Raw genomic sequence first — 21,123 nt, 5'->3', positions numbered from 1 at the left:
GCTCAGCGGCGCGTGGACGCGCGCACGTGCATCCGCTCGCCCTGGCGGCCGAAGAGGCTGAGGAACTCGACCTGCTGCTCGTCGGCGCGGCCGAACCAGTGCGGCACCCGGGTGTCGAACTCGGCGGCCTCGCCGGCCGGCAGCACCAGATCGTGCTCGCCGAGCCGCAGGCGGAGCCGCCCGCTCAGCACGTAGAGCCACTCGAAGCCCTCGTGCGCGCGTTGCTCCGCCGGCTCCGTCACCGGCCCGGCCGGGAGCGTGTGCTTGAACGCCTGGAGCGCACCCGCGTCGCGGCTGAGCGGCTGGATGAGCATGCCGTTCCGGCGCACCGGCCGGCCGTGCACGCGGGGATCCTCCGGCGCGGCGCCGACGAGCTCGTCGAGCGGCACCCCGAGGGCGCGGGCGATCGGGAGGAGCAGCTCCAGCGTCGCGCGACGGCCTCCGCTCTCGAGGCGCGAGAGGGTGCTCGCCGAGATGCCGGTCTCGGCCGCGAGGGACGCGAGCGTGCGGTCGCGGCGGGTGCGCAGGCGCCGGAGCCGTGGCCCGACGGCGGCGACGATCTCGTCGTCGGACGGGGCGGGCGGGGTCTCGGGCACGACGCCATCCTGGCACGTGCGGTCGCGCCGCATGCCGGAACGGCACGGATCCTCGCGGCCCGCCCCGGGGCGGCGGACCATCGACCCATGACCTCCACCGACGCCCCCACCGGCCCGTCCGTCCCCGCCCCCGCCGACGTCCTGATCCTCGGCGCCTCCTTCGCCGGCCTCGCCGCTGCCACCGCCCTCGGCCGCAGTCTCCGCGACGTCCTCGTCGTCGACGGCGGACCTCCGCGCAACGCACCCTCGCCCGGTGCCCACAACGTGCTGACCCGCGACGGCGTCCCGCCCACGGAGCTGGTGCGCCTGGCGCGCGCCGAGGCCGAGGGCTACGGTGCCCGGGTGGTCGAGGGCGAGGCGGTCCGCGCCTCCGCGGGTGCCGAGGGCGTGACCGCGACCCTCGCCGACGGCACGGTCCTCCGCGCGCGCCGCCTCCTGCTCGCGACCGGCGTCCGCGACCTGCTGCCGGAGATCCCCGGGCTCGGCGCCCGCTGGGGACGGGACGTCCTGCACTGCCCCTACTGCCACGGCTTCGAGGTGCGCGGCCGGCGGATCGGCGTGCTCGGCAGCTCGTTCGCCGGGCACCAGGCGCAGATGTTCCGGCAGCTCAGCGACCGGACGTCGATCCTGCTCCACGGCGCACCCGTGCCCGCCGGCGACGAGGCGGCGGCGCTTGCCGCCCGCGGGATCGCACTCGTGCCGGGCCGCGTCGAGAAGGTCCTCGTCGAGGACGACCGCCTGGTCGGCGTGGTGATCGACGGTCGGCGGCACGAGCTCGACGCGCTCGTCGTCGGCCCGCGGGTCGAGGGGCGGCTCCCCGAGGGGCTCGGCCTCGAGCTCGCCGACCACCCGTCGGGAGTCGCGCGGCACCTCGCCGTCGATCCGATGGGCCGGGCCGGCGTCGCCGGGGTCTTCGCCGCGGGCTCGCTGGTCGAGCCGATGGCGCAGGTCGTCGCCTCGTCCGCCGACGGGCTGCGCGTGGGCGCGGCGATCAACCACGACCTGATCGAGGACGAGATCGCCGCCGCACTGCGGGCCGCCTGACGCGCGCTCAGCGGCGGCGGTACTCCAGCTCCGGGCGGCCGGGGGAGCCGTAGCGGGGCGCGCGGTCCGCCACTCCGGAGTCGGCGAGATGCTCGAGGTAGCGGCGGGCCGTCACCCGCGAGATGTCGAGGCGGGTGGCGAGCTCGGCCGCCGAGAGGCCGACGGGGCCCAGCAGTGCGGTGACGGCCTCGAGGGTCTGGGCCGAGAGCCCCTTGGCCAGACCCGGGGCGTTGGAGGTGCGGAGCGCCGCGAAGGCCCCGTCCACCTCGTGCTGGCTGGCGACGTCGGCGCCGTGCATCCGCTCGCGGTACGACCGGTAGCTGGCGAGCTTGGCGGCGAACGCGCTGAAGACGAACGGCTTGATCAGGTACTGCACGATGCCGGCGGCGACGGAGGCGCGCACGTTCGCGGCGTCGCGGACAGCGGTGATCGCGATGACGTCGACGTCCAGGCCCGCCGCCCGGACGGCCCGGCAGAGGTCGAGGCCGCCCATGTCCGGCAGGTTCATGTCGAGCAGGATCAGCGCGATGCCCGGGTCCGCGCGCAGCGCCCGGATCGCCTCCGCGCCGCTGCCGGCGACCGCGGCCACCTCGAAGCCGTCGACCCGCCGGACGTAGTCGGCGTGGGCGCTCGCGGTCAGAGGCTCGTCCTCGACGACGAGCACCCGGATCACGACGCCACCCGCGCGGGCAGCGGCAGCTGCACCGTGAACACCGCGCCGACGTGGCGCGAGACCTCGATCGAGCCGCCGAGCCGCTCCACCACCTGCTGCACCAGCGCCAGGCCGATGCCGCGGCCGAAGCCGTCCGACTCCTTCGTCGAGTAGCCGCGCGCGAAGACGTCGGCGGCGCTCGCGACTCCGGGGCCGCTGTCCGACACCTGCACCACCAGCTCGCCCTCCGCGAGGCCGAGGTAGACCTCCACCCACGGCTCGCGGTCCGGAGCGGAGGAGGCGGCCGCGTCGAGGGCGTTGTCGATCAGATTGCCCAGCACCGTCACGAGGTCCCCGGGCTCCTGCCCCTGCGTGCCGGGCTCGAGGTGCGTCTCGAAGTGCAGCTCGACGCCGCGCTCGCGGGCCTGCGCGGCCTTGCCCAGCAGCAGGGCGGCGATCACCGGCTCCTGCACGGAGCCGAGGACCCGGTCGGCCAGGCGCTGGCTGAGGTTCAGCTCGCCGGCGGCGAACGCGAGCGCCTCGTCGGGGCGGCCGAGCTCGATCAGCGACGCGATGGTGTGCAGGCGGTTCGAGAACTCGTGGGTCTGCGAGCGCAGCGCGTCCGAGAGGGTGCGCAGCGACTCCAGCTCGCCGCTCACCCGCTGCAGCTCGGTGCGGTCACGGAGCGTGACGACCGTGCCCAAGGGGCGGGCGCCGGGGGAGGCGGCGGGCCGCTCGTTCACCACGAGGATCCGCTCGCGGGCCACGACCAGGCGGTCCGAGACGGGCTCGTCGTCCTGCAGCAGCTCGCGCAGGGCGACGGGGAGGTCGAGCTCGGCGACCGGCACCGGCGTCCGCACGCCCTCGAGCCCGAGCAGCTCCAGCGCGTGGTCGTTGGCGAGCACCAGTCGGCCGCGGTCGTCGACCAGCAGCAGCCCCTCCCGCACCGAGTGCAGGACGGACTCGTAGTAGGCGAAGACCTGGCTCATCTGCTCCGGGCCCCGCCCGCCCGTGACCCGCCGCAGGTAGCGGGCGAGGAGCCACGAGCCGAGTGCGCCGAGCGCGACCGCACCGAGCGCGCCCCACGCGACGACCTGCACGCGGGCGGCGAAGGAGGCGTCCACGGCCGAGAGCGTGACGCCCGCCGACACGAGCGCGACGACCGCGCCGTCGGCGTCCTCGATCGGTGCGACGGCGCGGACGGAGGGCCCGAGCGTGCCGGCGTACGTCTCGGTGAAGGTCCGCCCCTCCAGCGCGGGCTCGATCGTGCCCTGGAACGGCAGGCCGATCCGGTCGCGGTCGCGGTGGGTGTACCGGGTGCGGTCGGGGGCCATGATCGTGAGGAAGTCGACGCCGGTGTCCCGCATGACCTCCTCGGCGTACGGCTGCAGGCTCGCGGAGGGGTCCGCGCCGGCCGTCGACTCGAGGACGAACGGATTGTCGGCCACCGTCCGCGCCACGACGAGGCTCCGCTGGGCGGCCTCGTCGCCCGCCCGGCTCCGCGCGTCGAGGGCCAGCACCGCGACGGCCGCTGCGGCGATCAGCAGGATGCTCAGCAGCTGCACGGCGAACAGGCGCGCGGCGATGCTGCCGCGCGGTCCGCGTGCGCTCGGCGTCCTGACCATGCCACTCCCTCGTGAGCGAGCGCTCGGGGCGCCCCGCCGTGAACAGTATGAACGCAACCGTGCCGGGCTCCGGAGGCGGGGCCACCATCGTCCTACCCCCTCACCTCGACGAAGAGAAGGACACCCCCATGGCGAAGACGCCTCAGACGCCGTCCGACCGGCTGATCCCCGCGGTCACCCCTCCGAAGATCCGGCGGCGCATCGACCGGAACCACTGGCTCTACATCGCCGTCATCATCGCCGTGGTCGCCGGCGTCGTGGTCGGACTCGTCGCTCCCGCCTTCGCGGCGACGCTCGAGCCCGTCGGCAAGGCCTTCGTCGGACTGATCAAGATGATGATCGCGCCGATCATCTTCTGCACCATCGTCATCGGCATCGGCTCCATCGCGAAGGCCGCCACGGTCGGCAAGGTCGGCGGACTCGCGCTGGGCTACTTCATCGTGATGTCGACCTTCGCCCTGGCGATCGGCCTCGTCGTCGGCAACATCCTGCACCCGGGCGAGGGCCTCGACATCTCGAGCGCCACCTACGACACCAGCGACCTCAAGGCCGAGAGCACCAGCGACTTCGTCCTCGGGATCATCCCCGTCTCGCTGTTCTCCTCGCTCGTGGACGGCAGCATCCTGCAGACCCTCTTCGTCGCGCTGCTCGTCGGCTTCGCGCTGCAGAAGATGGGCGCCAAGGGCCAGCCGATCCTCGGAGCGATCAAGCAGCTCCAGGTCCTGGTCTTCCGCATCCTCTCGATGGTGCTCTGGGTCGCCCCGATCGGCGCGTTCGGCGCCATCGCCGCGGTCGTCGGCAAGACCGGCTGGGGAGCGGTCGTCGCTCTCGCCACCCTGATGATCGGCTTCTACATCACCTGCGCGATCTTCGTGGTCGTCGTCCTCGGCCTGCTGCTGCGCCTGGTGACCGGCGTCAGCATCTTCTCGCTGATGAAGTACCTGGCCCGCGAGTACCTGCTGATCGTCGGCACCTCCTCCTCGGAGGCGGCGCTGCCCCGCCTGATCGCGAAGATGGAGCACCTCGGCGTCTCCAAGCCCGTCGTCGGCATCACCGTGCCCACCGGCTACTCCTTCAACCTCGACGGCACGGCGATCTACCTCACGATGGCGTCGCTGTTCATCGCCTCGGCCACCGGAGCGCCGATGTCGATCCCGGAGCAGATCGGCCTCCTCCTCTTCATGATGATCGCCTCGAAGGGCGCCGCGGGCGTCACCGGAGCGGGCCTGGCCACGCTGGCCGGCGGCCTCCAGTCCTTCCGCCCCGACCTGGTCAACGGCGTCGGCGTGATCGTCGGCATCGACCGCTTCATGTCCGAGGCCCGCGCGGTCACCAACTTCACCGGCAACGCGGTCGCCACCCTGCTCGTGGGCACCTGGACCAAGCAGATCGACATGGTGCAGGTCCGCGAGGTCCTCGGCGGACGCTCGCCGTTCGACGAGACCACGCTCGGAGCGGACGAGCACGAGGCCCCCGCGTCGGGCACCTCGATCACCGAGGGGATCGCCTCGATCCAGGACTCCGACGAGGCGTCGCGGATGCGTGCGGAGATCGCGGCCAAGCGCTAGCCGATCCGATCGCGACGGCCCCGCCTCCCGGAACCGGTCCGGGAGGCGGGGCCTCCGTCGTACGCGGGTCAGTGCCTCCGCACCCCGAGCAGAGGCAGGGTCACCGAGCAGAGCGGCCCGATCAGCACCGCGAAGAGGAGGGTGCCGAGGCCGGCGTCGCCGCCGAGGGCCCAGCCGATGAGCAGCACCGTGAGCTCGACGCCCGAGCGCGCCACCCAGATCGGCAGGCCCGTGCGGGTGTGCAGGCCCAGCATCAGTCCGTCGCGGGGCCCCGGACCGAGGTGGGCGCCGATGTAGATCCCGCTCGCGACCGCCAGAAGCACGAGGCCTCCGGCGAAGAGCAGGCCGCGGGCCCACCACTCGTCCGGCGTCGCCAGCACGCGCAGCCCGACATCGATCATCGTGCCGACCACGAGCACGTTCAGCACGGTGCCGAGACCGGGCCGCTGTCGGAGGGGGATCCACAGCAGCAGGACGAGCAGGCCGATCACGTTCGTGAGCAGTCCGATCCCGCGCCCGGTCTGGTGCGCGACCCCCTGGGCGAAGACGGTCCACGGGTCCACGCCGATCGCCGCGCGGATCATCATCGCGTCGGCGAATCCGTAGAGGATCAGGCCCACCAGCAGGCGCGGCACGGGTCGGAGGCGCCACTGGCCCGCCGGGGGAGCGGCGGCGGCAACGGGAGCGGTGAGCGTCATGGACTCATCACAGCGCGACATTGGCCTTCTTCGCGCGGTCCAATCCGGCTACCTTGGACGCATGGCTGATGTCCACTTCGGCGCGCGCGCCCTGCAGACCCTCCTCGGCGACTGGCGCGAGCAGCGCGGCACCCGGCCCGCCTACCTCGCGCTGGCCGACCGGATCCGCCTCCTCGGGATCGACGGCCGCATCCCCGCGGGCAGCCGCCTGCCCGCCGAGCGCGAGCTCTCGGCCCGCCTCGGCGTCAGCCGCACGACCGTGGCCGCCGCGTACCGCGAGCTGCGCGACAGCGGCTACCTCGTCAGCGTGCGCGGCTCCGGCAGCGTCACCCGCCTGCCGGGAGCGGCCGTGCACGCGGTGCCCTCGCTCGCGCCGGACTTCCTCGACTTCACCAGGGCGGCCCTGCCCGCCGTCCCCGAGCTGGCCGAGGCGTACACCCGCGCGGCGCAGGCGGCCCCCGAGCACTTCGACTCCGGCTCCTACGACACCGTCGGCCTGCCGGTGCTGCGCCGCGCGATCGCCGAGCGCTACACCGCGCGGGGTCTGCGCACCGAGCCCGGCCAGATCATGGTGACCATCGGCGCGCAGCACGCGATCGCGCTCGTCGCCCGCACCCTGCTCGCGCGGGGTGACCGGGCGCTGATCGAGGCCCCGACCTACCCGCACGCCTACGAGGCCCTCCGGCTGGCCGGCGCGCGGCTCGTGCCGGTGAACGTCGACGGGGCGGACGGCTGGGACGGAGAGGGCCTGATCGCCGCGCTGCGCGGCACGAGCCCGAGCCTGGCCTACCTGATGCCCGACTTCCACAACCCGACCGGCCGCTCCATGGCCCCCGAGCTGCGGGAGCGGGCGATCGCCGCCGCGGCCCGGCAGGGGACCCTGATCATCGCCGACGAGACGACGGCCGAGCTCGACATCGACCGGCGGATGACGCCGCTGCCGTTCGCCGCCTACGGGCCCGAGGGGACGGTGCTCTCGATCGGCTCCGTCGGCAAGACGCTGTGGGGCGGCATCCGGATCGGCTGGATCCGCGCCGAGCGGGCGGTGATCCGCAAGCTGGCGCTGGCGCGCTCGGCGAGCGACCTCGGCACGCCGATCCTGGAGCAGCTCCTGGTCGCGGACATGCTCGGCCGTATGGACGGCGTGCTGGAGCTGCGGCGCTCGCAGCTGCGCGCCGGCCGCGACCACCTCGAGGCGGCCCTGGCGCGCGCGATCCCGGAGTGGAGCGTGCCGCGGGTCTCGGGCGGCCTCTCCACCTGGGTGGGCCTGGGCCGGCCGGCGAGCTCGCAGCTCGCGCTCGCCGCCCGGACGGCGGGCCTGCTGATCACCGCGGGCCCGCGCTTCGGGATCGACGGCGCCTTCGAGCGCTTCCTCCGCATCCCGATCGGCTACTCGCCCGAGGCGACCGACCGGGCCGTGGAGGCGCTCGCGACGGCGTGGGCGCAGGTCGCCCGGCACCCGACGGCCGACCCGGGGTACCTCGCCGACGTGGTCTGAGGTGGAGCGCCCGCCGAGCGTGTGAGATCGTTCTCTCATGAGCGACGGGTACGGCTACCTGCTGGTCCACTTCGTGGAGGACCGGACCGGCCACAGCGAGAAGATCTTCCTCTCGCTCAGCCGGGGCGACGATCCGCTGCGCTGGCGAGCGCTCGGGCCGGTGCTGGAGTGGACCGGCGGCACGGGCGGCGTCCGCGACCCCCACATCGTCCGCGGGCCGCGGGGCTTCCACCTCGTCGCCACCGACCTCCGCGTCTGGCGGCCCGAGGGCCCGGACTGGGACCTCTACCGGCACCGGGGGAGCCGCGACCTCGTGGTCTGGGACTCCCCGGACCTCCTCGAGTGGTCCGAGCCGCGCGCGGTCGCCGTCGCTCCCGAGGGCGCGGGCATGGCCTGGGCGCCGGAGTCGGTCTACGACCCGGTCTCGGGCGACTTCCTCGTGCACTGGTCCTCCGGCCTGGCCGAGGACGGCGACCCCGCCACCGGCGAGACGGGCGACAGCCGCATCCTGATGTCCCGCACGCGCGACTTCCGCACGTTCACCGAGCCCGAGACCTACCTGCGGCTGCCCGGCGGAGTGATCGACATGACGCTGCTGATCGAGGGCACGGCCGTCCACCGCTTCGCCAAGCAGCACGACGAGGCCCCCGACACGATGCAGGTGTTCCAGCAGGTCGGCTCCTCTCTCCTCGCGGACGACTTCACCACCGTCGCCCGGGGGATCGGGCAGGAGCTCGGCCCGAGCATCGAGGGGCCGCTGGTCTTCCGGCACCACCGCGAGGAGCGCTGGTCGCTCTGGGTCGACCAGTACGCCCTCCGCCCCTACGGCTACCGCGCCTACACGAGCACCGTCCCGGCCTCGGGCCGCTGGGAGCTCGCGGAGGAGTTCGACCTGCCCGAGGACACCAAGCACGGAGCGGTCCTCCCGCTCACCCGATCCGAGTACACGGCGCTCGACGAGCGCCACCCCGCCTGAGAGGCCCCGCATGACCGACTTCAGCCCCCGTCTCGCCGACGCCCTCGTCACCGTCCTCGGTGCCGACGGCGCTCCGCTCGCCCACGCCGACGTGACGGTCGAGCAGCGCCGCCACGCCTTCGGCTTCGGCTGCACCCCTCCGAGCACCGACCCCGCGCGCGCCGAGGAGCGCCGGCTCTGGCTCGACCTGTTCGACACGGCGACGCTCCCCGTCTACTGGGGCCGCTTCGAGCCGGAGCGCGGCCGCACCGCGACGGAGGAGGTGCTCGCCGAGGCGCGCGCGCTCGCCGCGGACGGCGTCCGGCTGAAGGGGCACCCGCTGGTCTGGCACTACGTGAAGCCGGAGTGGCTCGACGCGCTGTCGCTGGACGAGGCCGAGCAGCTCCTCCGCGCGCGCATCCGCCGGGAGGTGGGCGCCTTCGCCGGGCTGATCGACACCTGGGACGCGATCAACGAGGTCGTCATCATGCCGCGCTTCGCGAACGAGCCGGACGGCGTGACGAACGCCGTCACCCGCCTCGCCCGCGAGAAGGGACGCGTCGGCATGGTCGAGCTGGCCTTCTCGGAGGCGCGCAGCCTCGGCACCGGACCGGTGCTCGTGCTGAACGACTTCGACCTCGGGCCCGAGTACGAGCGGCTGATCGAGGACGTGCTCGAGGCCGGGATCCGGCCCGATGCGATCGGCCTGCAGTCGCACATGCACCAGGGGTTCCGCGGGAAGGAGCAGATCGCGGCGATCTGCGACAGGTTCGCGCGCTTCGGTCTGCCGCTGCACTGGACCGAGACCACCCTCGTCTCGGGCGAGCTGATGCCCGCCGAGATCGAGGACCTCAACGACCACGTGGTCGAGGACTGGCCGACCACTCCGGAGGGGGAGGCACGGCAGGCGGACGAGATGGTGCGGCACTACGAGACGCTGGTCGCGCATCCGGCGGTCGAGGCGATCACCTACTGGGGCTTCGACGACGCCGGAGCCTGGCTCGGAGCGCCGGGCGGGTTCCTCCGCCGCGACGGGAGCCCGAAGCCGGCCTACGAGGCGCTGCGCTCGCGGATCCGCGGGGACTGGTGGCTCGAGCCGACGGTGCTCCGGACGGACGCCGAGGGGCGCGTCGGAGTCCGGGCCTTCGCCGGGGACTTCGCGCTCTCGAGCGCGGGGGCGGGCGCTGCAGTGAGCCTCACTGTCGGGTCGTCGACGGCGGAGGTCCGCCTGGGCTGAGGGCGTCCGGGCCGGCCGGTGGCGCGGGTCGCCCCGTCGCGCGCCCCGGAACGCCGCGTCCCTCCCAACACTCAGTCGGCTGATGGAAGACTCGGAGGGTGCATCTCCTCGCGGTCCTCAGCATGAAGAACCGGGCGCTCATCGCGCTCGTCACCGTCGTCATCGCCGTCTTCGGCGGAGTCGCCTTGACCGGGCTCAAGCAGGAGCTCGCGCCGTCGATCTCCTTCCCGCAGCTCGCCGTCGTCACGTCCTACCCGGGCGCCGCTCCGGAGGTGGTCAACGACGACGTCTCGACGCCGATCGAGACCGCCATCCAGGGGGTGCCGGGGCTCGAGACGACCAGCGCGACGTCCTCCACGGACTCCTCCCTCATCTCGGCGTCCTTCACCTACGGCACCGACCTCGCCACCGCCGAGCAGAAGATCCTGCAGGCGATCAACCGGATCAAGAGCACGCTCCCGGACGGCGTCGACCCGCAGGTGGTCACCGGCTCCCTCGACGACCTGCCGGTGCTGCAGCTCGCCGTGTCGAGCGACGGCGACGCGGACGCGCTGGCCGAGCGCCTGCGCACCACGGTCATCCCGGACCTGGAGAAGGTCGAGGGCGTGCGCGAGGCGGCGCTCGTCGGCGAGACCGCCCAGCGCGTCACGATCACCCCGGACGACGCGGCGCTCGCCGCGGCCGGCCTCTCGACCGGCGACATCCGCTCCGCCCTGCAGCAGAACGGCGTGCTCGTCGCGGGCGGACAGATCACCCAGGACGGCTCGACCTTCTCGGTGCAGTCGGGCGTCAAGCTCGACTCGACCGACGCGATCGCGGCGCTGCCGCTGCTGCCGTCCGCAGGTGCCTCCGCGGGTGCGGGCGGCGCCGGTGCGTCAGCGGGCGCGGGTGCCTCCGCGGGCTCCGGCGCTTCGGTCGGCGGCTCCGACGTCGGAGCGGCGGCGGGAGGCGCGGCCGTGACCGCGGAGCCGACGGTCACCACCCTCGGCTCCGTCGCGACCGTCGCCGTCACCGACGCCCCCGTCACCTCGATCTCGCGCGTCAACGGCCAGCCCGCCCTGACCCTCTCGATCACCAAGCTCCCCGCGGCGAACACCGTCGACGTGTCGACCGGCGTGGCCGCGCTGCTCCCGGACCTCGAGGAGTCGATCGGCGACAACGCCGCCTTCACCCCGGTCTTCGACCAGGCGCCCTACATCCAGGAGTCGATCGCGTCGCTCGCGCAGGAGGGGGCGCTCGGCCTCGTCTTCGCCGTGCTGGTGATCCTGCTGTTCCTGCTGTCGGTGCGCTCGACCCTGGTCACGGCCATCTCGATCCCGACCTCGGTGCTGATCACCTTCATCGGCCTGCAGACGGCCGGCTACACCCTCAACATCCTGACCCTCGGCGCGCTCACCATCGCGATCGGCCGTGTGGTCGACGACTCCATCGTCGTGATCGAGAACATCAAGCGGCACCTCGACGCGGGCGAGGACCGGGCCCGGACCATCGCGGTCGCCGTCCGCGAGGTCGCCGGCGCGATCACCGCCTCCACGATCACCACGGTCGCGGTGTTCCTGCCGATCTCGTTCGTCGGCGGCACCACGGGCGAGCTGTTCCGGCCCTTCGCGCTGACCGTGTCGATCGCCCTGCTCGCCTCCCTCGTGGTGGCGCTGACGATCGTGCCGGTGCTGGCCTACTGGTTCCTCCGCCCCTCGAAGCGGCCGGCGGTGCGCCAGGCCGCGCAGGCGGCGCTCGCGGAGGAGCGCGCGGCGGCCGGAGGGGCACCCGCCTCGGGGGTCCCGGCCGACACCGCCGCGCCGGTCGAGGAGGCCCCGCACCACGGCGCCCACGCCGCTCCCCGGCGGGCGCGCGGGCTGCAGTCGGTGTACGGCCCGATCATCCACTGGACGCTGAAGCACTCGGTCGTCACCGTCCTCCTCGCGCTGCTCGTGCTCGTCGGGACCGGTGCGCTGTACCCGCTGATGAAGACGAACTTCCTCGGCTCCAGCGGGCAGGACACCTTCACCGTCACCCAGACGGTCCCCGTCGGCCAGAGCCTCGACGCGCAGGACGCGACGGCGCAGCAGGCGAGCACGGCGATCCTCGGCGTCGACGGCGTCGAGACCGTCCAGCTCACCGTCGGCTCCTCCGGCGGCCTGCAGAGCGCGTTCGGCGGGGGAGGCGGCGGCGGCACCTCGATCCGCTACTCCGTCACCACCGACGAGTCGGCCGACCAGGAGGCCGTGCAGGCGGACGTCCGCGACGCGCTGTCGGGCGTCGCCTCGGCCGAGGACATCAGCGTCGCCGCCTCCTCCGGCTTCGGCGCCTCCTCGGACATCGAGGTCGACCTCTCGACCGCCTCGCAGAGCGACCTCCAGAGCGCGAGCGACCAGCTCCTCGAGGCCCTGCGCGGGACCGACGGGATCAGCCAGGCCGAGAGCAACCTCTCCTCCTCGCTGCCCTACATCGCGGTGCGGGTCGACCGCGACGCCGCGGCTCGGGCGGGTCTCAGCGAGGTCGCCGTGGGCACGATCGTCAGCCAGGCGCTCCAGCCCAGCCAGGTCGGCAGCGTCGTGATCGACGATCGCACCCTCTCGATCTACCTGGCCGACGGGCAGCCGCCGGCCACCGTGGACGAACTGCGGAACCTCGAGGTGCCGACCCTCACCGGCGCCGTCGCGCTCTCCACCCTTGCGGCGGTCGAGCAGACGGACGGTCCGGCGAGCATCACCACCGAGCGCGGGCAGCGCACCGCGACCATCACCGTCACCCCCGAGGGCGACGACCTCGCCTCGGCCAACGTCGCCGTGCAGAACGCGATCGACGCGACGGCGCTTCCGGCCGGTGTCGACGCCTCCCTCGGCGGAGTGACCGCCGACCAGGCCGACGCGTTCTCGCAGCTGGGCATCGCGCTGCTGGTCGCGATCCTGATCGTCTACGTCGTGATGGTGGCGACGTTCCGCTCGCTCCTGCAGCCGCTGCTCCTGCTCGTGTCGGTGCCGTTCGCGGCGACCGGCGCGATCCTCCTGCAGGTGATCACCGGCGTGCCGCTGGGCGTGCCGTCCCTGATCGGCGTGCTGATGCTGATCGGCATCGTCGTCACGAACGCGATCGTGCTCGTGGACCTGGTGAACCAGTACCGCGACCGCGGGATGCCGGTGCGGGAGGCGTTGCTGCACGGCACCGAGCGGCGGCTCCGGCCCATCCTGATGACCGCGCTCGCGACGATCTTCGCTCTGCTGCCGATGGCGCTGGGGATCACGGGCCACGGCGGCTTCATCTCGCAGCCGCTGGCGATCGTCGTGATCGGCGGCCTGGTGTCCTCGACGGTGCTGACCCTCGTGGTCCTGCCCGTCGTCTACAACCTGGTCGAGGGGTATCGTGAGCGGCGGCGTGCCGCCCGCGCCGGGAAGGCGCCGGCATGACGGACATCAGGGATGCGGCCGAGACGGTCGGCTCGCGCTGGCGCAGCGGCCCGGAGCGCGCCACCGCGGTCCTCGACGAGATCGGTCCGGAGCGCTTCGTCGCCCGCGACTTCCGCCCGGGCACGCTCCGGCACCTCGTGCTGATCCGCTTCCGCCCGACAGCGCTGGTCGCCGAGGCGGACGAGGTCACCCGCCGCTTCCTCGCCCTGGCCGACGAGTGCGTCCGCGACGGACGGCCCTACATCGAGTCCATCGAGACCGGGCCGCAGCTGAGCATCGAGGGGGCGGGCGAGGGCTTCGACCGCGCGTTCCTGCTGACCTTCTCCTCCGAGGGCGACCTGCACTACTACCTGGGCCGGCCGGCCGTCGAGGACCCCGCGCACTGGGATCCGGCGCACGACGCGTTCAAGGAGTTCGTCGGGCCATTCGTCGACACGGCCGGCATCGTCGCGTTCGACTTCCGACCCGAAGAGCACTGATGGCGACTCCCGACTTCGTGCTGCGGCTGCGCGAGCGGATCGGGACCGAGCTGCTCTGGCTCACCGGCGTGACCGCGGTGATCCTCCGCGAGGAGCCGGCGCTCGAGGTCCTGCTCGTCCGGCGCGCCGACACCGGCGCCTGGACGGCCGTGACCGGGATCATCGACCCGGGCGAGACCGTCGCCGGCACCGCCCGCCGCGAGGCACAGGAGGAGGCGGGCATCGAGATCGAGGTCGAGCGCCTCGTGCAGGTGCACACCCTCCCGCCGATGCAGTACCCCAACGGGGACCGCTCGCAGTACCTCGACCACGTGGTGCGCTGCCGCTGGATCTCGGGGGAGGCCTACGTCGCGGACGACGAGTCGACCGAGGTCGGCTGGTTCGCGCCCGACGCGCTGCCGCCGATGTCGGACGAGCACCGCGCCCGGATCCAGCGGGCACTGTCGGACGAGCCGGGCTGCTCGATCGACTGACGGCGGGGGTGCGCGCCGGACGAGGCGGGCCCGCCTCTCGGGAGCGGCACAGGCCTCGGAGCGGGCGCTGCTCAGACCGGACGCGCGAAGCAGAGCACCGCGTCGTCGCCGACGTGGGCTCCGAAGGCGTCGATCGCCGTGAAGCCGAGCGCCCCGGCCGCCGGGGCGAGCTCCGGAGCGGCGGCCAGGCGCAGCGTGCGGATCCGCTGCACCCGCGCCCACGACTCCACCGCCGCGACGAGCCGTCGGGCGACTCCCGTGCGCCGGTGGACGGACGCGACCACGAGCTCCAGCACCTCGGCGAAGTCGTCCGGGCCGGGAGCGAGCACCAGCACGCCGGCCGCCGCCCCGTCGATCCGGGCGATCAGGACGCGGGCGTGCGGGGGTGGGACCGCGGCGAGGAGGCCCTCCGCTGCGGCTGCGTCCTCGAGGCGGACGACGACTCCGCTCACGAGCCCAGGTGGGCGCGGAGGAACTCGACGACCCGAGCACGCAGAGCGTCGTCGAGCAGCGCGATCGAGTGCAGCGAGCCGGGGAGGACGAGGAGGTCGACGCTCGACCCCGCTCCGCGCAGCGCCTCGGCGAAGCGGGTCGACTGGCTGAGCGCGACCCGTTCGTGCGCCGCGTGCGCGATGAGGAACGGCGGCTCGGAGCCGTCCACCTGCGCGAGGGGCGAGGCGGCGGTCGCGGAGGGGCAGGAGGCCAGGTCCGCGCAGTCGAGGTAGCTGCGCACGGCGGCCGCGACTCCGACCACCGGGTCGTCGTCGGCGAGGCCGGCGGCGCTGAGATCGGAGGGGCCGCTCAGGTCGACCACGGCGGCCAGGTGCGACGAGGTTGCCGGCAGCGTGCCGAGCAGAGAGGCGAGGTTGCCGCCGGCCGAGCCGCCGAAGGCCGCCACCCGCTCCGGATCGATGCCGAAGCGCGCGGTCTGCTCCGGCTCGAGCAGCCAGTCGAGGGCGGCCGTCACATCGTCGAGCTGCGCGGGGAACACGGCGGCGGGCGCGAGGCGGTAGTCGACCGAGACGGCGACGAACCCCTCCGATCCGAGCCACTGGCAGATCGGACGCCAGTTCGCGTCGGCCTTGCCTCCACGGGCCCAGCTGCCGCCGTGCACGACGAGGACGGCGGGCCGCGGCTCCGCCGACGGGGCAGGGGAGGAGCAGACGTCGGCGCTCTGCCCAGTGCTCGCGTCGTAGACGACGTCGGCCGTCACGCTCACGCCGGACCAGTCGGGTGCGGGTGCCGCTCCGAGCGCCTGCGCCACCGGCTCCGAGACGGGAGTGGTGCTCGCGCAGCCCGAGAGGAGCAGTGCGAGGGCGGCCAGGACCGCGGCGACGCGTCGCGGGGATCGGGTGGGCTCGCGCATGAGTGCGATCAGCGTACGGGGTGCCCGGCGCCCCGGATGCGGCACCCCGGCGATCAGGGGGTGCCGGGCTCGCGCTGCAGCCGGACCAGGACGACCCCCGCGAGGATCAGCGCGCCGCCGCCGAACTGGATCGGCGCGGGCAGCTCGCCGAGGATCAGCCATGCGGCCGCGATCGAGAACAGCACCTCCGTCAGCCCGACGAAGGAGGCGATCCGCGTGCCGAGGCGGCGGCCGCCCTCGATCCCGAGCAGATACGCCAGCACGGTCGACATGCCGAGGATCACGCCCGCGGGGAGGAGCCAGCTGACCTCCGCTCCGACGAACACCACCTCTCCGAACGTCGCGCGCAGCGGTGTGACGCCGAGCGCCCCGAGTGCCAGCAGGATCGCGGCGCCGACCGTCATCGCCCCCGCCGTGAGCGCGATCGGCGGCAGCTCCGGATCCACCCGGCCGGCGATGACGTAGTAGACGCACAGGCCGAGCGAGGCGGTCAGCGCCCAGGCGATGCCGACCAGCTCGGGGGTCGACTCGCCGGACAGGTCGAGCACGAGCACCAGGCCGCCGAGCGCGAGCGCGGAGCCGGCGAGGGTGAAGCGGCCGGGGTGCCGGCGCGTGCGCGCCCAGGCGAAGAGGACGAGGAACACCGGCGCGAGGTACTCGATCAGCAGGGCGACGCCGACCGACATGTGCTCGATCGCGCTGTAGAAGCAGAGCTGCGCGGCGATCACGGCGAAGACTCCGTAGAGGGCGATCGTGCCGAGGTTGCGGCGGAGCACGGGCCAGCGGCCGCGGAGGGACAGGACCGCCGGGATCGCGAGGATCAGGGCGGCGCCGCCCGCGCGCCAGAGGACCGCGGACGCCGGCGTCCAGCCCGCCTCGAGGAGCGGCTTCACGAACGGCCCGCCCAGACCGAACGCCGCCGACGCGGCCAGCGCCGCGACGAGGCCCGAGCCGAGGCGCCGTGCAGGCGCGGGCGCGCTCGCGGCGGGGAGGGTGACGGCGGCGGTGCTCTCGGCGGTCATGGTCGGCTCCTTCAGGAGTCAAAAGGATTACACTCGTGACAGCGAGCTGATCGCACACTACTGAGCCGCACTGTCAGGAGTCAACATGGTGTTCGCCTATGACGTCGAGGCGTCACTGACCTCCACCGCCACCCTCGTCAACACGCTCCCCGAGCTGTCGCCGTCCGGCGAGGACGAGATGGCGACGATCGAGCAGCTGGACGACTTCCTCCTCGAGAACCGGTACACGGGCAGCCGCGACGGATCGGCCGAGGAGCTGGAGGCCGTGCAGTCGATCCGCTCCTCCCTCCGCACCCTCTGGCTCACGCGGGCCGAGGAGGACCTCGTCCCCGTCGTCAACGGGATGCTCGACTCCGGCCGCGCGCTCCCGCAGCTGGTCCGGCACGGACCCTACGGCTGGCACCTCCACGCGACGCGCGACGAGAGCCCGCTCGCCACCCGCATCCTGGTCGAGGCCGCCATGGCGTTCGTCGACGTGATCCGCGGCGACGAGCGCGAGCGGATCCGCGTCTGCGCGGCGGAGGACTGCGAGGCGGTGCTCGTGGACTTCTCCCGCAACCGCTCGAAGCGCTACTGCGACACGGGCAACTGCGGCAATCGCGCGAACGTGGCCGCGTACCGGGCTCGGCGGGCGTCGCAGTAGCGGACGGGCGGTAGTTGCGCACGGGCTCGCGCGTCGATCGTGCTGCGGCTCGGGGCCGGGGGGCTGTATGCGGGGCGACTCCTCGGGGGACCGGGTGCGGAGATGCGCGGCTCCCGGGCTTCGCGGCTCCGGACCTGAGCGGGTCCTGGCCTGAGCGGCTACCGAACTGAGCGGCTCCTGGCCGCACGTCTCCCCGCCCTAGCCAGGCTCCGGGGCCGCGTGTAGACTCACTCGGTCGGCTCTTGACACCGTGCGTTCTCGTGCGGATGGGTTTGTTAGTCAAGTGGGCCGAGTCTCCGACAGTCGTCGTGAGACGAATCACATGTGTGAATCGGCCCCGGTCAATGACTCGCCCGGGTTCTCCCCCTGCTGCCCCGCAGCAGTCCAGCGCACGGACGCCCCTCACGACGGGGCTCCTCCGGCGTCGCCTCCTCGCGCACGACCTGAACCCAGGAAGAACTGCCATGCCCAAGAACAAGAAGCCCGCCGGCGGACGTCCGGCCAAGAACTTCGAGCCCAACCGCTTCGGCGCCTCGAGCGGCAAGTCCCAGCTCGGCGGCCGCTCGCGCTTCCCCGGCGCCAAGCCGGGCTCGCGCAGCGAGGGCCACCGCGGCTTCCGCGCCGTCGACGAGAACGCCCCCAAGAAGGCGCGCTGGAACGCCGACGAGCGCGCCGAGCGGGCCACCGAGCGCGCCGATCGGCCCGCCCGCGGGAACGACCGCGACGAGCGGCCCTCGCGCGGCTACGACCGCGACGCGCGTCCGGCGCGCTCGAACGACCGCGACGACCGTCCGGCCCGTTCCTACGGGCGCGATGAGCGTCCGGCGCGTTCCTTCGACCGGAGCGATCGCCCGGCCCGTTCCTTCGACCGCGATGCGCGTCCGGCGCGCTCGAACGACCGCGACGACCGTCCGGCCCGTTCCTACGGGCGCGATGAGCGTCCGGCGCGTTCCTTCGACCGGAGCGATCGCCCGGCCCGTTCCTTCGACCGTGACGCGCGTCCGGCGCGCTCGAACGACCGCGACGACCGTCCGGCCCGCTCCTACGGACGCGACGAGCGTCCGGCGCGTTCCTTCGACCGGAGCGATCGCCCGGCCCGTTCCTTCGACCGCGATGCGCGTCCGGCCCGCTCGAACGACCGCGACGACCGTCCGGCCCGCTCCTACGGACGCGACGACCGACCGGTCCGCACCGGCGACCGCGACGAGCGCCCCTCGCGCGGCTACGACCGCACAGAGCGTCCCGCCCGCTCGTTCGACCGCAGCGACCGCCCGGCCCGCTCCTTCGACCGGGATGCGCGTCCCTCGCGCGGCCACGACCGCGGCGACCGCCCGACCCGCTCGTTCGACCGCGACTCCCGGCCCTCGCGCCGCGACTCCGGCTCGGACTTCTACCCCAGCCGCGACGCCCGTGCGCCGCACCAGGCCGACGACGTCGTGCTCGAGCGCCTCGAGGCGACGGCCACTCTCGCCGTCGACGTCGAGGGCGTCACCTTCGGCGACCTCGGCCTGGGCGGGAACATCGTCCGGATGCTGACCGAGCTCGGAGCGGCCGCGCCGTTCCCGATCCAGGCCGCGACCATCCCCGAGGTGCTCGCCGGCAAGGACGTCCTCGGACGCGGCAAGACCGGCTCCGGCAAGACCATCGCCTTCGGCGCCCCCGTCGTCGAGCGCCTGATGGAGAACAACGGAGCGAAGGGCCGCAAGCCGGGCCGCGCTCCGCGCGCGCTCATCCTCGCGCCGACCCGCGAGCTCGCCATGCAGATCGACCGGACGATCCAGCCGATCGCCCGCTCCGTCGGCCTGTTCACGACGACCATCTACGGCGGCGTCCCCCAGTACAAGCAGGTCGGAGCCCTCCAGCGCGGAGTCGACATCGTCATCGCGACGCCGGGCCGCCTCGAGGACCTCGTCGAGCAGGGGCGCCTCGATCTCTCGAACATCACCATCACGGTGCTCGACGAGGCCGACCACATGTGCGACCTCGGCTTCCTCGAGCCGGTGCAGCGCATCCTCCGCCAGACCGCCGACGGCGGCCAGCGGCTGCTGTTCTCGGCCACGCTCGACAAGGGCGTCGCGACGCTCGTCGACGAGTTCCTGGTCGAGCCGAGCGTCCACGAGGTCGCAGGCGAGGACCAGGCGTCCTCGACCATCGACCACCGCGTGCTCCTGATCGAGCACCGCGACAAGGCCGAGATCATCGAGCAGCTCGCCGCCCGCCAGGGCAAGACGCTGATCTTCGCCCGTACCCGCGCGTTCGCGGAGCAGCTCGCGGAGCAGCTCGACCACGCGGACATCCCCGCGACGAGCCTCCACGGCGACCTCAACCAGTCGCGCCGCACCCGCAACCTCGCACTGCTCACCAGCGGGCGCGTGGACGTGCTGGTCGCGACCGACGTGGCCGCGCGCGGCATCCACGTCGACGACATCGACCTGGTGATCCAGGCCGACGCTCCCGACGAGTACAAGACGTACCTCCACCGCTCCGGCCGCACCGGCCGCGCGGGCAAGACGGGCACGGTCGTGACGCTCATCACGCGCAACCGCCGCCGCCGCATGGAGGAGCTGCTCGACCGGGCCGAGATCGAGGCCGAGATGATCGAGGCCCGCCCCGGCGACCGCGTCCTGCGCGAGATCAGCGCCCCGGCCGAGTAGCCGCCGACCGCACGACGACGAGGCGCGGACCCCTGCATCGGGGTCCGCGCCTCGTCGTCTTTCGTGGTGGGTGCTGTGGTGCGGCGTGACGGCGAGTGCCGGGTCGTGGTGACCCTCCGACTCCGCACTGCGCAGGGCTCCGCGCTGTGCGGCTTCCCGTGGGGCGGCGCTGCATTGCGCGACTCTGTGCTGGACGACTCTGCTGGACGGCTCTGTGCTGGACGACTCTGCAGTGCCCGGCTTCGCGGAGGGCTTCTGCACGCACGAACGCCGAAGGGCGGACACCGCGAGGTGCCCGCCCTTCGGCGTGTTCACCGGCCGGAGCCGGTGAGGGGAATCAGCTGGCCGGGGGGGTCAGCACGGTGTCGATGAGGTAGACGGTCGCGTTGGCGGTCTGGACGCCACCGCAGATGACGGACGCGTCGTTGACCTTCAGGTCGTCGCCGGAACCGGTGACGGTGAGGTTGCCACCCTGGACGGTGGCGTGGTCGCCGGCGATCGCGTCAGGGGCGATCTGGCCGGGGACGACGTGGTAGGTCAGGATCGAGGACAGCGTGGCGGCGCCCTCGGGGGTCTTGAGGGAGTCGACGGTCGCGGCGTCGAGCTTGGCGAACGCGTCGTCGACCGGGGCGAAGACGGTGAACTCGCCGCTGTTCAGCGTGTCGACGAGGTTGACGTCGGGGTTGAGGCCACCGGAGACCGCAGCGGTCAGGGTGGTGAGCAGCGGGTTGTTCGACGCGGCGGTCGCGACGGGGTCGAGCGACATGCCCTCGACCGAGCCGGCGCCGTCCGGGACCTGCTCGGCGTAGGCGGCACAGCCGGGACCGACGAGGTTCGCGGCCGGGTCCATGGTCGCCATGGGGGTCGAGGAGGCGGAAGCCGACGAGGTGGCCATCGGGGTCGACATCTCGGTCGCCGCGTCGCTGGCGGCGGTGGTCGAGCCGCTTCCGCTCGAGCAGGCGGTGAGGCCGAGGGCGGCGGTGCCCAGCAGGGCGAATGCGGCGAGGGCGGAACGCTTGGTGGATCGCATGGGATTACTCCTTCGTGAGACGGCCCCCACGTGATGCGGAGGACCTGTTCTGTGTGGACCGTTTCGCGGCCGTTGACATGTGTTCGGAGCCCTCCCTGCGGGGGTTTGGATTTCTTTCGGTGATCTAGGTAACGGCTTCGTAACGGCAAGGATCCGGAACGCGGGGGGCTGCTCCG

General features: G+C 73.4%; 18 protein-coding genes. 10 read left to right on the top strand and 8 right to left on the bottom strand.

The window, feature by feature from the left end:
• Positions 1-2: 2 nt before the first annotated feature.
• Positions 3-596 (bottom strand): helix-turn-helix domain-containing protein, encoded by a 594-nt coding sequence (locus C5C25_RS04615; RefSeq protein ID WP_258069338.1) that lies wholly within the window; start codon positions 594-596, stop codon positions 3-5.
• Between the two features lie 87 nt (positions 597-683).
• On the opposite strand from C5C25_RS04615, the gene C5C25_RS04610 reads away from it, so the two are divergent.
• Positions 684-1,640, top strand: a complete 957-nt coding sequence (locus C5C25_RS04610; protein WP_104249882.1) for an NAD(P)/FAD-dependent oxidoreductase — start codon at positions 684-686, stop codon at positions 1,638-1,640.
• Between the two features lie 7 nt (positions 1,641-1,647).
• Here C5C25_RS04610 and C5C25_RS04605 read toward each other — a convergent pair whose 3' ends face one another.
• A complete protein-coding gene (locus tag C5C25_RS04605) occupies positions 1,648-2,313 on the bottom strand; it encodes a response regulator (RefSeq protein ID WP_104223809.1) in 666 nt (221 codons plus the stop codon).
• Complete coding sequence (locus C5C25_RS04600; protein WP_104249881.1) at positions 2,310-3,917, bottom strand: sensor histidine kinase; 1,608 nt, start codon at positions 3,915-3,917, stop codon at positions 2,310-2,312. The genes C5C25_RS04605 and C5C25_RS04600 overlap by 4 nt, the downstream gene beginning before the upstream one ends.
• 128 nt (positions 3,918-4,045) lie before the next feature.
• Here C5C25_RS04600 and C5C25_RS04595 point away from each other — a divergent pair, with 128 nt between their 5' ends.
• On the top strand, positions 4,046-5,485 hold the full coding sequence (locus C5C25_RS04595; protein ID WP_104249880.1) for a cation:dicarboxylate symporter family transporter: 1,440 nt from the start codon (positions 4,046-4,048) through the stop codon (positions 5,483-5,485).
• Between the two features lie 68 nt (positions 5,486-5,553).
• Here C5C25_RS04595 and C5C25_RS04590 read toward each other — a convergent pair whose 3' ends face one another.
• Entirely contained in the window at positions 5,554-6,183 is a 630-nt protein-coding gene (locus C5C25_RS04590; RefSeq protein WP_308470785.1) for a hypothetical protein, read from the bottom strand.
• A gap of 61 nt (positions 6,184-6,244) precedes the next feature.
• On the opposite strand from C5C25_RS04590, the gene C5C25_RS04585 reads away from it, so the two are divergent.
• The 6 genes from C5C25_RS04585 to C5C25_RS04560 all read left to right on the top strand — a co-directional run bounded on the left by C5C25_RS04585 (position 6,245) and on the right by C5C25_RS04560 (position 14,232).
• On the top strand, positions 6,245-7,681 hold the full coding sequence (locus tag C5C25_RS04585; RefSeq protein WP_104249879.1) for a PLP-dependent aminotransferase family protein: 1,437 nt from the start codon (positions 6,245-6,247) through the stop codon (positions 7,679-7,681).
• A 37-nt stretch (positions 7,682-7,718) separates the two neighbouring features.
• Positions 7,719-8,657, top strand: coding sequence for a glycoside hydrolase family 43 protein (locus C5C25_RS04580; RefSeq protein WP_104249878.1), 939 nt, complete (start codon positions 7,719-7,721; stop codon positions 8,655-8,657).
• Positions 8,658-8,667: 10 nt separating this feature from the next.
• Positions 8,668-9,873, top strand: coding sequence for an endo-1,4-beta-xylanase (locus tag C5C25_RS04575; RefSeq protein ID WP_104249877.1), 1,206 nt, complete (start codon positions 8,668-8,670; stop codon positions 9,871-9,873).
• 98 nt (positions 9,874-9,971) lie between these two features.
• On the top strand, positions 9,972-13,280 hold the full coding sequence (locus C5C25_RS04570) for an efflux RND transporter permease subunit (RefSeq protein ID WP_104249876.1): 3,309 nt from the start codon (positions 9,972-9,974) through the stop codon (positions 13,278-13,280).
• Entirely contained in the window at positions 13,277-13,759 is a 483-nt protein-coding gene (locus tag C5C25_RS04565) for a Dabb family protein (protein ID WP_104249875.1), read from the top strand. Before C5C25_RS04570 ends, C5C25_RS04565 begins: the two co-directional genes overlap by 4 nt.
• The gene (locus C5C25_RS04560) at positions 13,759-14,232 is read left to right on the top strand and encodes an NUDIX domain-containing protein (protein WP_104249874.1); all 474 of its coding nucleotides are present in this window, start codon (positions 13,759-13,761) and stop codon (positions 14,230-14,232) included. Before C5C25_RS04565 ends, C5C25_RS04560 begins: the two co-directional genes overlap by 1 nt.
• Positions 14,233-14,303: 71 nt before the next feature.
• Here C5C25_RS04560 and C5C25_RS04555 read toward each other — a convergent pair whose 3' ends face one another.
• Genes C5C25_RS04555 through C5C25_RS04545 form a run of 3 tightly spaced genes read right to left on the bottom strand, consistent with a single transcriptional unit; the run spans position 14,304 to position 16,620 of the window.
• Positions 14,304-14,684 (bottom strand): GNAT family N-acetyltransferase, encoded by a 381-nt coding sequence (locus C5C25_RS04555; RefSeq protein WP_104249873.1) that lies wholly within the window; start codon positions 14,682-14,684, stop codon positions 14,304-14,306.
• The gene (locus C5C25_RS04550; RefSeq protein WP_146079423.1) at positions 14,681-15,598 is read right to left on the bottom strand and encodes an alpha/beta hydrolase; all 918 of its coding nucleotides are present in this window, start codon (positions 15,596-15,598) and stop codon (positions 14,681-14,683) included. Before C5C25_RS04550 ends, C5C25_RS04555 begins: the two co-directional genes overlap by 4 nt.
• Before the next feature lie 53 nt (positions 15,599-15,651).
• Positions 15,652-16,620 (bottom strand): DMT family transporter, encoded by a 969-nt coding sequence (locus C5C25_RS04545; protein ID WP_104249871.1) that lies wholly within the window; start codon positions 16,618-16,620, stop codon positions 15,652-15,654.
• Positions 16,621-16,705: 85 nt separating this feature from the next.
• Between C5C25_RS04545 and C5C25_RS04540 the strand changes: the two genes are divergently transcribed.
• Complete coding sequence (locus C5C25_RS04540; protein ID WP_104249870.1) at positions 16,706-17,263, top strand: CGNR zinc finger domain-containing protein; 558 nt, start codon at positions 16,706-16,708, stop codon at positions 17,261-17,263.
• A 464-nt stretch (positions 17,264-17,727) separates the two neighbouring features.
• The gene (locus C5C25_RS04535) at positions 17,728-19,917 is read left to right on the top strand and encodes a DEAD/DEAH box helicase (protein ID WP_104249869.1); all 2,190 of its coding nucleotides are present in this window, start codon (positions 17,728-17,730) and stop codon (positions 19,915-19,917) included.
• A 337-nt stretch (positions 19,918-20,254) separates the two neighbouring features.
• Here C5C25_RS04535 and C5C25_RS04530 read toward each other — a convergent pair whose 3' ends face one another.
• The gene (locus C5C25_RS04530) at positions 20,255-20,947 is read right to left on the bottom strand and encodes a fasciclin domain-containing protein (RefSeq protein WP_104223824.1); all 693 of its coding nucleotides are present in this window, start codon (positions 20,945-20,947) and stop codon (positions 20,255-20,257) included.
• Between the last annotated feature and the right edge of the window lie 176 nt (positions 20,948-21,123).

The organism is Rathayibacter sp. AY2B9 (assembly GCF_002931595.1).
Classification (GTDB): domain Bacteria; phylum Actinomycetota; class Actinomycetes; order Actinomycetales; family Microbacteriaceae; genus Rathayibacter.
This window is presented reverse-complemented; position numbering and strand designations above follow the sequence as displayed.

Excerpts from the sequence above, each read along its gene's own strand:
- C5C25_RS04575 (WP_104249877.1), top strand. The coding sequence starts at position 8,668 with ATGACCGACTTCAGCCCCCGTCTCGCCGACGCCCTCGTCACCGTCCTC.
- C5C25_RS04580 (WP_104249878.1), top strand. The coding sequence starts at position 7,719 with ATGAGCGACGGGTACGGCTACCTGCTGGTCCACTTCGTGGAGGACCGG.
- C5C25_RS04550 (WP_146079423.1), bottom strand. The coding sequence starts at position 15,598 with ATGCGCGAGCCCACCCGATCCCCGCGACGCGTCGCCGCGGTCCTGGCC.
- C5C25_RS04535 (WP_104249869.1), top strand. The coding sequence starts at position 17,728 with ATGCCCAAGAACAAGAAGCCCGCCGGCGGACGTCCGGCCAAGAACTTC.
- C5C25_RS04540 (WP_104249870.1), top strand. The coding sequence starts at position 16,706 with ATGGTGTTCGCCTATGACGTCGAGGCGTCACTGACCTCCACCGCCACC.
- C5C25_RS04600 (WP_104249881.1), bottom strand. The coding sequence starts at position 3,917 with ATGGTCAGGACGCCGAGCGCACGCGGACCGCGCGGCAGCATCGCCGCG.
- C5C25_RS04560 (WP_104249874.1), top strand. The coding sequence starts at position 13,759 with ATGGCGACTCCCGACTTCGTGCTGCGGCTGCGCGAGCGGATCGGGACC.
- C5C25_RS04610 (WP_104249882.1), top strand. The coding sequence starts at position 684 with ATGACCTCCACCGACGCCCCCACCGGCCCGTCCGTCCCCGCCCCCGCC.
- C5C25_RS04595 (WP_104249880.1), top strand. The coding sequence starts at position 4,046 with ATGGCGAAGACGCCTCAGACGCCGTCCGACCGGCTGATCCCCGCGGTC.
- C5C25_RS04545 (WP_104249871.1), bottom strand. The coding sequence starts at position 16,620 with ATGACCGCCGAGAGCACCGCCGCCGTCACCCTCCCCGCCGCGAGCGCG.
- C5C25_RS04530 (WP_104223824.1), bottom strand. The coding sequence starts at position 20,947 with ATGCGATCCACCAAGCGTTCCGCCCTCGCCGCATTCGCCCTGCTGGGC.
- C5C25_RS04590 (WP_308470785.1), bottom strand. The coding sequence starts at position 6,183 with ATGACGCTCACCGCTCCCGTTGCCGCCGCCGCTCCCCCGGCGGGCCAG.
- C5C25_RS04565 (WP_104249875.1), top strand. The coding sequence starts at position 13,277 with ATGACGGACATCAGGGATGCGGCCGAGACGGTCGGCTCGCGCTGGCGC.
- C5C25_RS04585 (WP_104249879.1), top strand. The coding sequence starts at position 6,245 with ATGGCTGATGTCCACTTCGGCGCGCGCGCCCTGCAGACCCTCCTCGGC.